At 58.2% G+C, this 13,639-nt stretch carries 16 protein-coding genes and 1 pseudogene; 2 read left to right on the top strand and 15 right to left on the bottom strand.

The window, feature by feature from the left end; translation table 11 throughout:
- Positions 1–13: 13 nt before the first annotated feature.
- The 6 genes from ACIOTL_RS05800 to truA all read right to left on the bottom strand — a co-directional run bounded on the left by ACIOTL_RS05800 (position 14) and on the right by truA (position 6,061).
- Positions 14–733: an SDR family NAD(P)-dependent oxidoreductase gene (locus ACIOTL_RS05800; protein ID WP_133833634.1), complete on the bottom strand. Its 720-nt coding sequence runs from the start codon at positions 731–733 to the stop codon at positions 14–16.
- Between the two features lie 46 nt (positions 734–779).
- Positions 780–2,153 (bottom strand): UDP-glucose dehydrogenase family protein, encoded by a 1,374-nt coding sequence (locus ACIOTL_RS05795; protein WP_400342068.1) that lies wholly within the window; start codon positions 2,151–2,153, stop codon positions 780–782.
- A 148-nt stretch (positions 2,154–2,301) separates the two neighbouring features.
- Positions 2,302–3,648, bottom strand: coding sequence for a phosphoglucosamine mutase (gene glmM, locus ACIOTL_RS05790; protein ID WP_105657641.1), 1,347 nt, complete (start codon positions 3,646–3,648; stop codon positions 2,302–2,304).
- A gap of 169 nt (positions 3,649–3,817) precedes the next feature.
- Positions 3,818–4,318: a 30S ribosomal protein S9 gene (gene rpsI / locus ACIOTL_RS05785; protein ID WP_060702200.1), complete on the bottom strand. Its 501-nt coding sequence runs from the start codon at positions 4,316–4,318 to the stop codon at positions 3,818–3,820.
- Positions 4,319–4,356: 38 nt separating this feature from the next.
- On the bottom strand, positions 4,357–4,800 hold the full coding sequence (gene rplM, locus ACIOTL_RS05780) for a 50S ribosomal protein L13 (protein WP_105657642.1): 444 nt from the start codon (positions 4,798–4,800) through the stop codon (positions 4,357–4,359).
- Between the two features lie 325 nt (positions 4,801–5,125).
- A complete protein-coding gene (truA, locus tag ACIOTL_RS05775) occupies positions 5,126–6,061 on the bottom strand; it encodes a tRNA pseudouridine(38-40) synthase TruA (RefSeq protein ID WP_286134203.1) in 936 nt (311 codons plus the stop codon).
- Between the two features lie 168 nt (positions 6,062–6,229).
- Here truA and ACIOTL_RS05770 point away from each other — a divergent pair, with 168 nt between their 5' ends.
- Both ACIOTL_RS05770 and ACIOTL_RS05765 read left to right on the top strand, forming a co-directional pair.
- Complete coding sequence (locus ACIOTL_RS05770) at positions 6,230–6,682, top strand: hypothetical protein (RefSeq protein ID WP_400342066.1); 453 nt, start codon at positions 6,230–6,232, stop codon at positions 6,680–6,682.
- 127 nt (positions 6,683–6,809) lie between these two features.
- Positions 6,810–7,250: a hypothetical protein gene (locus ACIOTL_RS05765; protein WP_400342064.1), complete on the top strand. Its 441-nt coding sequence runs from the start codon at positions 6,810–6,812 to the stop codon at positions 7,248–7,250.
- A gap of 166 nt (positions 7,251–7,416) precedes the next feature.
- Here the strand turns inward: ACIOTL_RS05765 and rplQ are convergent.
- The 9 genes and pseudogenes from rplQ to secY form a co-directional block, all read right to left on the bottom strand.
- A pseudogene (gene rplQ / locus ACIOTL_RS05760) lies at positions 7,417–7,857 on the bottom strand (50S ribosomal protein L17); the annotation flags it as partial.
- Positions 7,858–7,939: 82 nt separating this feature from the next.
- Positions 7,940–8,941, bottom strand: a complete 1,002-nt coding sequence (locus tag ACIOTL_RS05755; RefSeq protein ID WP_105657647.1) for a DNA-directed RNA polymerase subunit alpha — start codon at positions 8,939–8,941, stop codon at positions 7,940–7,942.
- 170 nt (positions 8,942–9,111) lie between these two features.
- The gene (gene rpsK / locus ACIOTL_RS05750; protein ID WP_038992179.1) at positions 9,112–9,513 is read right to left on the bottom strand and encodes a 30S ribosomal protein S11; all 402 of its coding nucleotides are present in this window, start codon (positions 9,511–9,513) and stop codon (positions 9,112–9,114) included.
- Positions 9,514–9,556: 43 nt separating this feature from the next.
- Complete coding sequence (rpsM, locus tag ACIOTL_RS05745) at positions 9,557–9,931, bottom strand: 30S ribosomal protein S13 (RefSeq protein WP_105657648.1); 375 nt, start codon at positions 9,929–9,931, stop codon at positions 9,557–9,559.
- 148 nt (positions 9,932–10,079) lie between these two features.
- On the bottom strand, positions 10,080–10,193 hold the full coding sequence (gene rpmJ, locus ACIOTL_RS05740) for a 50S ribosomal protein L36 (RefSeq protein ID WP_013349661.1): 114 nt from the start codon (positions 10,191–10,193) through the stop codon (positions 10,080–10,082).
- Between the two features lie 125 nt (positions 10,194–10,318).
- On the bottom strand, positions 10,319–10,540 hold the full coding sequence (infA, locus tag ACIOTL_RS05735) for a translation initiation factor IF-1 (protein ID WP_013349662.1): 222 nt from the start codon (positions 10,538–10,540) through the stop codon (positions 10,319–10,321).
- A 230-nt stretch (positions 10,541–10,770) separates the two neighbouring features.
- The gene (map, locus tag ACIOTL_RS05730; RefSeq protein WP_105657649.1) at positions 10,771–11,604 is read right to left on the bottom strand and encodes a type I methionyl aminopeptidase; all 834 of its coding nucleotides are present in this window, start codon (positions 11,602–11,604) and stop codon (positions 10,771–10,773) included.
- Positions 11,605–11,749: 145 nt separating this feature from the next.
- A complete protein-coding gene (locus ACIOTL_RS05725) occupies positions 11,750–12,322 on the bottom strand; it encodes an adenylate kinase (protein WP_105657650.1) in 573 nt (190 codons plus the stop codon).
- Positions 12,319–13,623, bottom strand: a complete 1,305-nt coding sequence (gene secY / locus ACIOTL_RS05720) for a preprotein translocase subunit SecY (protein WP_105657651.1) — start codon at positions 13,621–13,623, stop codon at positions 12,319–12,321. The genes ACIOTL_RS05725 and secY overlap by 4 nt, the downstream gene beginning before the upstream one ends.
- Between the last annotated feature and the right edge of the window lie 16 nt (positions 13,624–13,639).

Here is a 13,639-nt window from a genome sequence, read left to right as displayed (position 1 = left end):
GCTCTGGGTCCCTCTAGAGGCCGCCAGAAACTTTGAGAACGCTGCCGGTGGTGTAGGCGGCTTCGCTAGACAATAGCCAAGCCACCGCACCGGCTACTTCTGTCGGCTTGCCTGCGCGTCCCATCGGGATCGTCTCGGCGATTTGCGCAGGGCGCTGTGGATCCTTATGGAATTCAGTCCAAAGCGTTCCCGGGCTAACCGCATTCACTCGGATGCCGTCCTTAGCCAGTTCCTTGGACAGTCCCACTGTCAAGGCTTCTACTCCGGCCTTGGCTGCAGCGTAATGCACGTACGTGAAGGGGCTTCCGGATTCAGCCGCCACCGATGAAATGTTCACGATTGCACCACCGCCATGTGACTGGAGCAGGGGCAGCGCATATTTAATGCAGGTAATTGGGCCCAGAAGATTCACGTTCAGATCCGCGGCGATATCGGTCAACTCGTTGTCTGCCAGATTTCCGATGGCCGTCGCTGATCCCGCGTTGTTTACCAGTCCTTCAAGTTCACCAATGTCCTTCACTCGGGCGAAGAACCTTGCCACTGATTCTTCATTGGCGCAGTCGATCTGCAGGACATGGCAAATAGCGCCGAGCTCACGGACTTTATCTGCCACTGCCTGCGCCGATTTCTCATCCTGCCTGTAGCCGATGATCAAGTTGCGGTCGGTGGCTAGACGCACCGCAATCGCGGCTCCTAAGCCACGACCACCGCCGGTGACCACAGTGTATGCCATGCGGCTCCCCCTCTCTTGCAGTTGCGGTCGCGTACCGCAGCTAGCTTCAGGAAGCCTGTACCGGAATCGAGGTAGTTGCCGGAGCCATGTTGCCCAGCTCGAAGTATTCACCCGGACCGGTAACAGTCCAGCCCTGATTCCGCCATTCAGGGCGGTCCAGGACGTTGCGCCCGTCAATCAGCTGCTTGTTGGCCACTACGTCTTCCAGATCCGACGGATTCAGTTCGCGGAATTCATTCCATTCGGTCAGCACCAAGGTCAGGTCCGCATCCTTCGCCGCTTCCTTGAAGGAATCAACGTAGTTCAAGCGCGGGAAGCGGCCGGCAGCGTTGGCGTTGCCTTCTGGGTCGTAGACCGAGACTTCAGCGCCCTCGTTGTACAGGCGGACGGCGATATCCAGTGCTGGCGAGTCCCGCACATCATCGCTGTTCGGCTTGAAGGTCACGCCAAGTACGCAAACATGCTTGCCTGCCAGCTCATTGCCCAGCATGTGCGAGGCCAGCGAGACCACGCGGTCACGGCGTCGCAAATTGATCTGGTCGACTTCAGCCAAGAAGCCCATGGTCTGGCTCAGGCCAAGTTCGCTGACGCGTGCTTGGAGGGCTCGAATGTCCTTGGGCAGGCAACCGCCGCCGAAGCCCACTCCAGCGTTCAGGAAACGGCGTCCAATGCGCTTATCGTGGCCAATGGCGTCGGCAAGGACCTTGATGTCGCCGCCTACGGTTTCAGTCACCTCCGCAAAGGCGTTGATGAAAGAAATCTTGGTAGCCAGGAAGGCGTTGGCTGCAACCTTGACCAGTTCTGCAGTCTCCAGGTCCGTGGCGATCTCCGGAGTATCCAAGGCAAGGATCGGTGCATAGACTTTGCGCAGCAGTTCCAGTCCGCGTTCATGCTCCAGGCCGTAGACCAGGCGATCGGGGCGCAGGGTATCCTGGACGGCGAAGCCTTCGCGAAGGAACTCCGGATTCCATGCCAGCGCGATGCTGCTTCCGTTCTTGGCGTCCTGGGCAATTTTCTCGCTCAGCCGGCGTGCGGTGCCCACCGGCACGGTGGACTTGCCGACAATCAGCGCTTCGCCGGTGATGTGCTCCAGCAGCGAATCCACGGCACCGTCTACGTAGGACATGTCTGCTGATTGCGAGTCGGCGCGCTGCGGGGTGCCCACGGTGATGAAGTGGATATCCGCGCCGGCAGCGACTTCTGCGTAGCTGTCGGTGAAGCGCAGGCGTCCGGAGGCCACATGCTTGCGCAGCAGTTCTGGCAGGCCTGGCTCGTGGAAGGGCAGAACGCCAGCGGCCAGTGCTTCCAGCTTGGCTTTGTCTACGTCCAGTCCAATGACTTCATAGCCCAGTTCAGCCATGCAGGCGGCATGGGTTGCACCGAGGTAGCCGGTGCCGATCACGCTGATGCGTAAAGTCACGAAAGTCCTTCTCTCCGAGAACGCGAACCGATATCAGTTTCTACTAGTTAGCATGCCACACCCCCGCAGCCTGTTCCGGCGTGGAACGCGCTGCGGGGGTGTGAGTTTTCTTGATATTTACATGTTGGTTGCTGGGAAGCTACTGGGCCTAGAGGGCCAGATGCTCCTTGACCGATCCTGCCAGAGCTTCGGCTTCGGCCTGGGCCTGCTCGTGGGTAGCTGCCTCGACCATGACGCGAACTACTGGCTCGGTCCCCGATGGACGCAGCAGCACACGGCCGGTGGTGCCCAAGCGTGCCTCAGCAGCGGCAATTGCCCGCTGCAGCGGTTCGCATTCTGGAACGCTGGCCTTGTCTACGCCGCGTACGTTGATCAGCACCTGTGGCAGGACGGTCAGCACGGCAGCAAGTTCCTTCAGGGTCTTGCCGGTAGCCTTCACGCGGGCCGCGATCATCAGGCCGGTCAGCACGCCGTCGCCGGTGGTGGCGTGCTTGGAGAAGATCACGTGGCCGGATTGCTCGCCACCCAGGGAGTAATCGCCTTCGCGCATGCCTTCGAGCACGTAGCGGTCACCCACGCCGGTCTGCTTAACAGTGATGCCTGCTGCTTCCATGGCCAGGGTCAGGCCGAGGTTGCTCATCACGGTGGCAACCAGGGTGTTGTCCTTGAGTTCGCCGCGGTCCTTCATGTCCAGTGCCATGACGGCCATGATCTGGTCACCGTCGACGACGGTGCCTTCATGGTCTACTGCGAGACAGCGGTCAGCGTCGCCGTCGTGCGCGATGCCCAGGTCCGCGCCGTGCTCCAGCACAGCGGCCTGCAGCTTCTCCAGGTGGGTGGAGCCGTAGCCGTCATTGATATTGATGCCGTCTGGATCTGCGCCAATCACGACGATCTCTGCGCCGGCAGCCTTGAACACCTCTGGGGAGCAGCCCGAAGCAGCGCCGTGGGCGCAGTCCAGAACTACCTTCATGCCATCCAGCCGGTTGGGCAGGGCCTGCAGCAGGTGCATGATGTAGCGGTCCTCAGCGTCGGCGAAACGCGAGACTCGACCTACCTCACCGCCGGTTGGGCGTGGCTTTGGCATCTTCAAGCAGGCTTCGATGGCATCTTCCAGCGCATCGTCCAGCTTCTTGCCGCCACGGGCTAAGAACTTAATACCGTTATCCGGAGCCGCGTTGTGCGAGGCGGAGATCATGACACCGAAATCGGCGTTCAGGTCCCCTACCAGGAATGCCGCCGCAGGAGTCGGCAGCGTGCCGGCATCCATGACGTCTACGCCGGAGGCGGCGAGGCCGGCCTCAATTGCGGCAGACAGGAAGTCACCACTGATGCGCGGGTCCTTGGCAACCACAGCGACCGGCTTGTAGCCGTCCTCTGGCTGGCTCAAGCCCAGCACCACCGATGCCGCCTGCGCCAGTTCCAGCGCGAGCTCGGGAGTTAACAGTTCGTTTGCTTTTCCTCGGACCCCATCGGTCCCAAATAACCTTGCCATCGCCTTCAATCATATGCCCTCTGCATTGATTTATACGGCTTAAAGTCCCGCATTGGCAGTGAGATGAGAAAAGATTACTGGGATCTTGCAGTCTTCGGCGTTAAAAGGCCAAAGGCCCCGGCGTCCTTTGCAGGATGCCAGGGTCTTTGGAAAGACCTTGAAGCAAGGTTTAGCGCTTCGAGAACTGCGAAGCCTTACGTGCCTTCTTCAGACCAGCCTTCTTGCGCTCGATGACGCGTGCGTCACGAGTCAAGTAGCCAGCCTTCTTCAGGGTGGCGCGGTTTGCATCGCGATCGATCTCGTTCAGCGAGCGAGCGATACCCAAACGCAGTGCACCGGCCTGGCCGGAAATGCCGCCACCGTTGATACGAGCGATAACGTCGTAAGCACCCTCAAGACCAAGGATCTTGAAAGGCTCGTTGACGTCCTGCTGGTGCAGCTTGTTAGGGAAGAAGTTCTCCAGGGTGCGACCGTTAACGGTCCACTTGCCGGTGCCTGGTACCAGGCGAACGCGGGCGATAGCCTGCTTGCGACGGCCAACTGCTGCACCTGGAACGGTCAGCGGAGCGCGCTCGGTTTCGGCAACTACAGCCGAAGCAGAGGTCTCGGTGGTGTAAGTCGAAGGGGTCTCGCCTTCGAATTCAGTGGTTTCTTCAGCGTTCTGAGCCACGATAATCTCCTATTAAGTATTTCTTCTCGGGGCCAGGACTACTGAGCGACCTGGGTGATTTCCAGTGCCTTTGGCGACTGAGCAGCGTGTGGGTGCTCGGCGCCGCGGTAGACCTTCAGCTTCGACAGCTGGGCATCGGAAAGCTTGTTCTTAGGCAGCATGCCCTTGATGGCCTTCTCAACAGCCAGTACTGGGTTCTTTTCCAGCAGGTCTGCGTAGTTGATGCTCTTCAGGCCACCTGGGAAACCGGAGTGGCGGTAAGCGCGCTTGTTCAGCAGCTTCTTACCGGTCAGTGCAACCTTGTCTGCATTGATGATGATGACATGGTCGCCCATGTCCATGTGTGCAGCATAGGTTGGCTTGTGCTTGCCGCGCAGCAGGGTTGCGGCCTGGACGGCGAGACGGCCGAGTACTACGTCGGTGGCGTCAATGACAAACCACTGACGAGTCTGGTCAGCCGGCTTTGGGGTGTACGTACGCACAGTAATTGCCTTACGTTGATTCGTTTCTGGTCAAACAGTCGCTTGGCTGAAGGCGGTGAGATCCCCCAGTGACAGGCACTGTCGTGTTGTTCTTGTGTTTAGACCAGTACGCCAGGTGAGGACTGATGATAACCGGCCGTCCATATATTGTTCGCACACCCAGCAGACCAGCGACTATGCAACTAAGCCGTCACGCTTGGGCGTGTAGTGTCGAACGTGGACATACACAACTCATAAAAGTTTAGCGGATTAAAGTGTTTCCGGCCAAAAAAGCATGTACGTCGTGAGCAACAACACCCTTAAGATCCCGGGGATTATCGGCTAATCAGCTTTCCATGCAGGCTTCGTCAACCTCAGCTTCGGTTCGCCGTGCGCGGGTCAGGAGTGCTCGTTCTGCCAGTTCTTCAGCCTCTGGGTAGTAGACCTCTTCGAGGACCAGGGCCCGCGGGTGCGAAAGCTTGGTCTTGGAGTCGCGGACCATCTGTTCCAGCCGCTGGGCCAGGAACCCCGGTTGCTCACGCCCGTCCCCCACCATCATCGCGGCACCGATTAGCGCACGGACCATGTTGTGGCAGAAGGCATCGGCCTTCAAATGGGCCAGTACCAAGCCGTCGGCTCCACGGGTGAAGGTGAATTCCTGCAGGGTACGAATGGTCGTGGCATGCGGACGGGGCTTGCAGTAGGTCAAGAAGTCGTGGCGGCCCAGCACGCTTTGCGCCTCGCGATTCATCGCCTCGACATCCAGCTCTTCACGGTGCCACGTCGTCAGGTGCCGGGTCAGTGGATCCCAGCGCTGCTGCCCATCGGCAATCCGGTAGGAGTAGCGGCGGGCCAGCGCGGAGAAGCGGGCATCGAAGCCTTCTGGTGCGCGTTCGGCTTCATGCACCCAAACGGCACCATCTTGACGGCCAAGGATGCCGTTGATGCGGCGTACGAGCGCAGGACCGGGAGCCAAGGGCGCCTTGCGTGGCAGTCCCGCGTATTCTTCCTCGGTCAAATCGAAGTGCACCACCTGGTGGCGGGCATGCACACCTGCATCGGTGCGTCCGGCAACAACCACGCGCACGCGGCGCCGGATCATCATTTCCAGGGCCTCTTCAACCAGCTGCTGCACGCCCAAGACATTGGGCTGCCGAGCCCAACCGCTATAGGCGGCACCGTCGTATCCGAGCACCATGCGCATGCGGATCCATGCTGGTGCTGCAGTGGCCCCCAATGCGGTGGTGCCCATTGGATCGATGCTTTCTGGCTGAGTACTCATGTATTCAATTATGCGTAAGCAGACGCGCAACCGTCGAATCAAGTGCCCGCCTTCACGCCGTTATCCACAGGCGCCAAAACGAGAGCTGCTGCCGGAAGGAGCCTATGTGCATTCCACGGACCTGCCACGCAGGCGGCTGGTTCACCAGCACCGTTCTAAGGACTCGCCATGTTCAGGAATGCAGTTAGCTTTATCGCGATATCCGCTGCTGTCCCGCTCTGCTTGAGCGGTTGCAGTTCGGGACAGCTGAGCACAAAGCAATCATGCGCCCTCATTAATGAACTGGCCGTAGAGCATTCCATAGAGGAAAAGCGGGCGCTGGCATATATGGGAATTCTTGCGCAGAATTCACAACCTGCGATTGAGGCTATGGAAACAGCCATCGGCATCTACCGGGAAGTCTCCGAGCAAACTGGCGATAGGCACTTGCGCACTGCATTGCGGTCCGAAATCGAAAACTACCAAGACTTCATTGACCTCATTGCCAATCGCTCCTTTGACGATCCAACGCTCGCGTCAGACGTTGAGGCAGCCGAGGGCGGACTGCAAGATCAATACACCGACTATGTGCGTGAAACGTGCCCAGCTTCCGCTTCTGAACCTGATCCGTCCGCTTCTTAGGAAACCGCTGCTTGCCGATCCGCTCATGTCATACACTGCCTGTAATAACTCCTGATTATAGAATAAACAGGTACTTATCGGTGCCTCACGTGCTGGGCCATCGGATCATCATCGTCTAAGGATCTCAATGTCGAAAAAGTTCGCGGCATCTGCCGCTGCGCTCACCCTTGCATCTGTCATGCTCACTGGTTGCAGTGCAGGCAAACTGTCCACCGAGGAAACCTGCGTTTACATCAACGACCAGGTGGCTGAACGCGGACTGCAGAAGAAGGCGGAGGACTCCAGCGCAGAGCTCTTGGCTGGCGATACATCGGCTTATGCCGAGATCATGAACGAGTTCGATTCCATCCTGGGCGAAGCCGCTGAGAACACGAAGGACAACAAGCTTGCCACGTCCTTGAATGCGGCATCGAAACAGACCAAGAAAATGGCTGGCCTGATGGCTGAGGGCAACAGCAGCAACATGATGGAAATTTCGCAGAAGATCGCCGAACTGGATACGGCTGAGGCTTCCGAGGCTACCGAATACCTGAATACGGCTTGCCCGGACATGGATTCGTTCAGCTAGGCAATTCCAAGATGCGGATGCCCCTGCCCTCCAACTGACGGGCAAGATCACCCGCGTCTTCACGCAAACAGGCATAAAAAAAGATTCCCGTTGGTTCCTTGCGGATCCAACGGGAATCTTTTTCGCCTTTGCAGGCGAGAGAGCATTAGCTCGAAGGGGCTTAGGCCTCTTCGGTCTCAGCAGCCTTCTCGGTAGCCTTGGTGGCTTCCTTGACGACAGCCTGCTTTGGCGAAACTGGCTCCATCACGAGCTCGATAACAGCCATAGGAGCGTTGTCGCCCTTGCGGTTACCGATCTTGGTGATGCGGGTGTAGCCACCCTCGCGGTTTGCCATTGCTGGTGCGATGTTCTCGAACAGTTCGTGAACGATCGACTTGTTGGTGCGCGAACGCGAAGCGATGACGGCCTGGACGCGGCGACGCGAAGCCAGGTCTCCGCGCTTAGCGAAGGTGATCAGGCGCTCTGCGTGTGGACGCAGACGCTTGGCACGGGTCAGGGTGGTGGTGATCTTCTTGTTCTCGAAGAGCTGTGCCGACATGTTAGCGAAAATCAATCGCTCATGTGCTGCACTGCCGCCGAGACGCGGACCCTTGGTAGGGGTAGGCATTGTGGTTCTCCTAGATGAATAACCCGTACTGGACGAATATTTCGTTCAGTCGGATGAAGTAGTGTGTCGCTAGACGCGGGTCTTACAGACCTTCGTCGTATTCGTCGCCATCGTCGATGGCGCTACGAGCGGCCAGATCGAAGCCTGGAGGGGAATCCTTCAGGGCCAGACCCAGTTCAACCAGCTTGGCCTTGACTTCGTCAATGGACTTCGCACCGAAGTTGCGGATGTCCATCAAGTCGGCCTCGGAGCGGGTTACGAGTTCACCCACAGAGTGGATGCCCTCACGCTTCAAGCAGTTGTACGAACGAACGGTGAGTTCCAGATCCTCGATCGGCAGCGCCATGTCAGCAGCCATAGCTGCATCGGTTGGCGATGGACCGATTTCGATACCTTCAGCCTGAGTGTTCAGTTCGCGGAACAAACCGAACAGCTCAACCAGGGTGGTACCTGCGGATGCAACTGCATCGCGCGGGGTGATCGATTCCTTGGTCTCCACGTCAACGATCAAACGATCGAAGTCGGTGCGCTGCTCGACACGGGTTGCTTCCACGCGGAAGGTCACCTTCAACACTGGGGAGTAGATCGAATCAACTGGGATTCGACCGATCTCGCCATCAATGTTCTTGTTCTGAGCGGCAGACACATAGCCACGGCCGCGCTCAATGGTCAGTTCCATGTCGAACTTGCCATTGGCGTTGAGGGTGGCGATGTGCAGATCAGGGTTGTGGAACTCCACACCTGCTGGAGGGGTGATGTCCGCTGCAGTAACGATGCCCGGGCCCTGCTTGCGCAGGTAGGCAACGACTGGCTCGTCGTGCTCGGAAGATACCGACAGGTTCTTGATGTTCAAGACCAGTTCGGTGACATCTTCCTTGACACCGGCTACGGTGGTGAACTCATGCAGTACACCGTCAATTCGAACACTGGTGACAGAAGCACCAGGAATCGAAGAGAGCAGGGTACGGCGGAGCGAGTTACCAAGGGTGTAGCCAAAGCCTGGCTCCAGTGGTTCGATAACGAACCGGGAGCGGTTTTCGGCAACTACTTCTTCGGTCAGGGTTGGGCGCTGCGTAATGAGCACTTACATTTCCTTTCAGCGAGCGTCCGCTATATGACGCCTCACGGGGGTGGAAACGACGGTAGCCTGAGGTGGCCGTTCGTCTTTTTGCAGGCTAATAAGTCCAAGATAGTCACCGGAGCACCCACGAGTGAATGCTTCGGTGACTTCTTAGGCTAAGCCTAGCGAATCAATTAGACGCGGCGACGCTTCGATGGGCGGCAACCGTTGTGAGCGCTTGGGGAAACATCCTGGATGGATCCAACCTCAAGGCCAGCAGCCTGCAGCGAACGGATCGCGGTTTCGCGTCCCGAGCCTGGGCCCTTGACGAAAACGTCAACCTTGCGCATGCCGTGCTCCTGAGCGCGCTTTGCAGCGGACTCAGCAGCCATCTGGGCAGCGTATGGGGTCGACTTGCGCGAACCCTTCATGCCTACCTCGCCGGCCGAAGCCCACGAGATAACAGCGCCAGTCGGATCGGTGATCGATACGATGGTGTTGTTGAAGGTGCTCTTGATATGCGCCTGTCCCTGCGCAATATTCTTTTTGTCCTTGCGACGCGGCTTACGTACCGCTCCACGAGTCTTTGGGGGCATTTCTTCTCCTACGAAAAAAGTATTTGAACTAGATCGCTAAGATTTAGCGAGTCTTCTTCTTACCTGCGACGGTACGCTTCGGGCCCTTACGGGTACGTGCGTTGGTCTTGGTGCGCTGACCGCGGACCGGCAGGCCCTTACGGTGACGAATACCTTCGTAGGATCCGATCTCAACCTTGCGGCGAATGTCAGCCTGAACCTCACGGCGCAGGTCACCTTCAACCTTGTAGGTGCCTTCGACGAAGTCGCGCAGCTGCACGAGCTGGTCATCGGTGAGATCCTTGACGCGAGTGTCCGGGCTGATGCCGGTCGCTGCGATGGTCTCTTCTGCACGGGTCTTGCCCACGCCGTAGATGTAAGTCAGCGCGATAATTACGCGCTTCTCGCGTGGAATGTCCACGCCTGCTAAACGAGCCAAGTGGCTACCTTTCAACGAACGGAGGTCTGGAGCAGTACCTTCCGTGATTGCTCACGGCCCCGGCCTCCGAATCCGGGGGTACACCAGGACTTTCGTCCTAGCTGACACTGCCTAATTGACTACGCGTGGGAATCCCGTAAAAACGGAATTAGCCCTGACGCTGCTTGTGGCGTGGGTTCTCGCAGATCACCATGACCACGCCGTTACGACGGATCACCTTGCACTTGTCGCAGATCGGCTTCACGCTAGGGTTAACCTTCAAGGCTTTGTCCTTTTGCGGTTGCAGTTAAATGTGGAGCAGTAAAAAGCTTTGTCCAAGAACATCATTCAGCGGCCGTAGCACAAGATTGTGCTTCGCACGCTGGGAAAGTCTTGGATTCTGCAGATTTACTTGTAGCGGTAAACGATGCGACCTCGGTTGAGGTCGTATGGGCTCATTTCAACCTGCACTCGGTCCTCTGGGAGGATTCGAATGTAGTGCTGACGCATCTTACCCGAGATAGTGGCGAGCACTACGTGTCCATTCGGCAGCTCCACGCGGAACATCGCGTTCGGCAGTGCTTCCGAGACGGTGCCCTCTACCTGGATGACGCCTTCCTTCTTGCCCATTTTCCCCGCTAACTTTTTTTGTTGGCAATTTCCACCAACAAGTAATTGGTTCTGGTCCTTGATCCCTGTACCGAAAACCCGAGGGTTTTAGGCGCAATTAAATCAGGAACCAACAAACAACGATACGGCATTAGTCCACACAGTGCCAATCGTTCATTGACATTTAAAATGTTAGATCCAGCACGCCACAGCCATGTGGCGTACTGGATTCGATGATTTCCAGGCTGGTGCTAGCCCTGGATCGGCGATGGGGTCACGCCGAATGGGGCCAGTCCGGCCGCTCCCCCATCGTGCGCGGTCAATACCCAGATGCCGCCCATGTGGAATGCCACGGTGTGCTCCCACTGCGAGGCGTTGGACTTGTCGTTGGTGACAACAGTCCAGTCGTCTTCCAGCACGGAGGTCTCGATGCCACCGCGAACCAGCATTGGCTCGATGGCCAAGCACATGCCCGGCTTGATGCGCGGACCGCGGTGCCCCGAGTTGTAGTTCAGCACATCCGGTGCCATGTGCATCTGCGAACCGATGCCATGGCCGCAGTAATCCTCGAGGATGCCCAGCTCGTCGCCTGGCTGGCTGGTGACGAAGTCATCGATGGCCTGGCCGATCTGGCCGATGAAGCGTGCGTTGGCCGCCGCGGCGATGCCGGCCCACATGGCCTGCTCGGTGATGTCGCTCAGGCGCTGGTCAGCTGGGTCGATGTTCTCGCCCACCAGCACGGTGCGTGCCGAGTCGGAGTGCCAGCCGTCGATGATGGCGCCGCCATCGATCTTCAGCACGTCGCCGTCCTTCAGCTCGTAGTCCGATGGGAAGCCGTGGACTACCTCGTGATTGACCGAAGCGCAGATGTTCGCTGGGAAGCCATGGTAGCCAAGGAAGTTGCTGGTCGCGTTGTGGCGTTCGAGCACCTTGCCAAAGGCCTGGTTGATCTCTTCGGTCCGCACCCCGGGCCGAGCCATCGCAACGGCTTCGTCCAGCGCTTCAGCCAGCACCAATCCGGCCTGGCGCATCTTCAGGATCTCGGAGTTAGATTTGTACTCGATTTTCGGCTGTCCTAAAGCCAATGTGATTCCCCTGCCTCAAAGTGTGATGTCCTTGCCGCGTGCCGCTGCCGGCAACCGCAAGGTCCATCAATGCAAAAAGTGCGCAGGGACCGGGCTGCAACATCCATTGTTGCTGCACGGTCCCTGCGCGTTGTAACGCTTGTGTCTAGGCGTTGACGTTCAACGCTGCAAGAACACGCTCGGTGACTTCGTCGATAGCGCCCAGGCCGTCGACCTTGCGCACGATGCCGCGTTCCTCGTAGCGCTCCACAACGACGCGAGTCTCGTCGTTGTACAGGCCCAGGCGGTGGCGGATGACCTCTTCGGTGTCATCGGCGCGGCCTTCGATCTGCGCACGCTTCAGCAGACGGGCTACCAGCTCGTCGTCATCAGCGGTCAGCTGCAGCACTGCGTCCAGGGCGATGCCCTTGTTGGCCAGCATCGCATCCAGCGCGTCCACCTGCGCACTGGTGCGCGGGTAGCCATCGAGCAGGAAGCCCTTGGCGACATCGTCCTGGTTCAGGCGGTCTTCAACCATGTTGTTGGTGACCGAATCAGGTACAAAGTCTCCGTTGTCAATGTACTTGCTGGCTTCGAGACCCAGCGGGGTGCCGCCCTTGACGTTGGCACGGAAGATGTCGCCGGTCGAGATGGCGACAATGTCCAAGCGCTCGGAGATCTTTACGGCCTGGGTGCCTTTGCCGGCACCGGGTGGTCCAATAATAAGCAGTCGACTCATCGCAGAAGCCCTTCATAGTTCCGTTGCTGCATTTGAGCATTGATTTGCTTGACGGTTTCCAAACCCACACCAACCATAATCAGGATCGATGTACCGCCAAATGGGAAGCTTTGGTCAGCGTTGAACAGCACGAAGGCAATCAGCGGGATCAACGCAACGAACGCAAGGTACAACGCGCCCGGGAAGGTAATACGGGAAATCACGTACTGCAGGTAATCGGCGGTCGGACGACCAGCACGAATGCCCGGAATGAATCCGCCGTACTTCTTCATGTTGTCGGCGACCTCTTCAGGGTTGAAGGTAATCGCAACATAGAAGTAGGTGAAGCCGATGATCATCAAGGTGTATACCAGCATGTACCACGGCGATGAAGTCGCCGAGTGCTCCTGCAGCCACATCGCCCACTGGGGCAAGGTGCCATCATCGTTCTGGTTGAACTGAACGATCATCTGCGGCAAAGCCAGGATGGAGCTGGCGAAAATCACTGGGATCACGTTCGCCATATTCAGCTTCAAAGGAATATAGGTGGAGGTGCCGCCCACGGTGCGGCGTCCCACGGTGCGCTTGGCGTACTGCACCGGAACACGTCGCTGGGACTGCTCGACGAAGACCACCAGAGCAACAATCAACAAGCCCACCAGCAGCACGCCAATGAAGGTCATGATGCCCTGCGCCTGGAAGATGGCGCCCATCGAGGATGGGAAGCCCGAAGCGATGGAGATGAAGATCAGGATGGACATGCCGTTGCCGATGCCGCGCTCGGTGATCAACTCGCCCATCCACATGATCAGGCCGGTGCCTGCGGTAAGGGTGATGATCATCAGCAGGATGACAATCAACGAGTCATCCGGGACCAGCGGAAGGGTACAGCTTGGGAACAGGCTGCCGGTACGGGCCAGGGTGACCAAGGTGGTTCCCTGAAGCAGTGCCAAGGCGATGGTCAGGTAACGCGTGTACTGCGTCATCTTGGCCTGGCCGGCCTGGCCTTCCTTGTGCAGGGCCTCGAAGTGCGGGATCACCACACGCAGCAACTGGACGATAATTGCCGCAGTAATGTACGGCATGATTCCCATTGCGAAAACCGAGACCTGCAACAGGGCGCCGCCGCTGAACAGGTTCACGAATGAATAAAGTCCACCGGTGGTTTCACCCATTGCCAGACACTGCTGAACGTTGCTGTAATCAATGCCCGGAGCGGGAATGAATACACCGACACGATAGATCGCAATGATCCCAAGCGTGAACAGCAACTTGTTGCGCAGATCAGGCGTCCGAAAAACTCGGGCTATGGCGCTGAACAAGCGTCCTCCTGAAGTA

This window comes from Glutamicibacter sp. NPDC087673, assembly GCF_044743255.1.
Classification (GTDB): domain Bacteria; phylum Actinomycetota; class Actinomycetes; order Actinomycetales; family Micrococcaceae; genus Glutamicibacter.
Note: the sequence above shows the minus strand (reverse complement) of the source record. Positions and strands in the feature narration are given on the sequence as shown.

Coding starts and splice junctions, on each gene's coding strand:
- ACIOTL_RS05800 (WP_133833634.1), bottom strand. CDS start 733: ATGGCATACACTGTGGTCACCGGCGGTGGTCGTGGCTTAGGAGCCGCG.
- glmM (WP_105657641.1), bottom strand. CDS start 3,648: ATGGCAAGGTTATTTGGGACCGATGGGGTCCGAGGAAAAGCAAACGAA.
- truA (WP_286134203.1), bottom strand. CDS start 6,061: ATGAGTACTCAGCCAGAAAGCATCGATCCAATGGGCACCACCGCATTG.
- ACIOTL_RS05770 (WP_400342066.1), top strand. CDS start 6,230: ATGTTCAGGAATGCAGTTAGCTTTATCGCGATATCCGCTGCTGTCCCG.
- ACIOTL_RS05765 (WP_400342064.1), top strand. CDS start 6,810: ATGTCGAAAAAGTTCGCGGCATCTGCCGCTGCGCTCACCCTTGCATCT.
- rpsK (WP_038992179.1), bottom strand. CDS start 9,513: ATGCCCCCAAAGACTCGTGGAGCGGTACGTAAGCCGCGTCGCAAGGAC.
- infA (WP_013349662.1), bottom strand. CDS start 10,540: ATGGGCAAGAAGGAAGGCGTCATCCAGGTAGAGGGCACCGTCTCGGAA.
- ACIOTL_RS05725 (WP_105657650.1), bottom strand. CDS start 12,322: ATGAGTCGACTGCTTATTATTGGACCACCCGGTGCCGGCAAAGGCACC.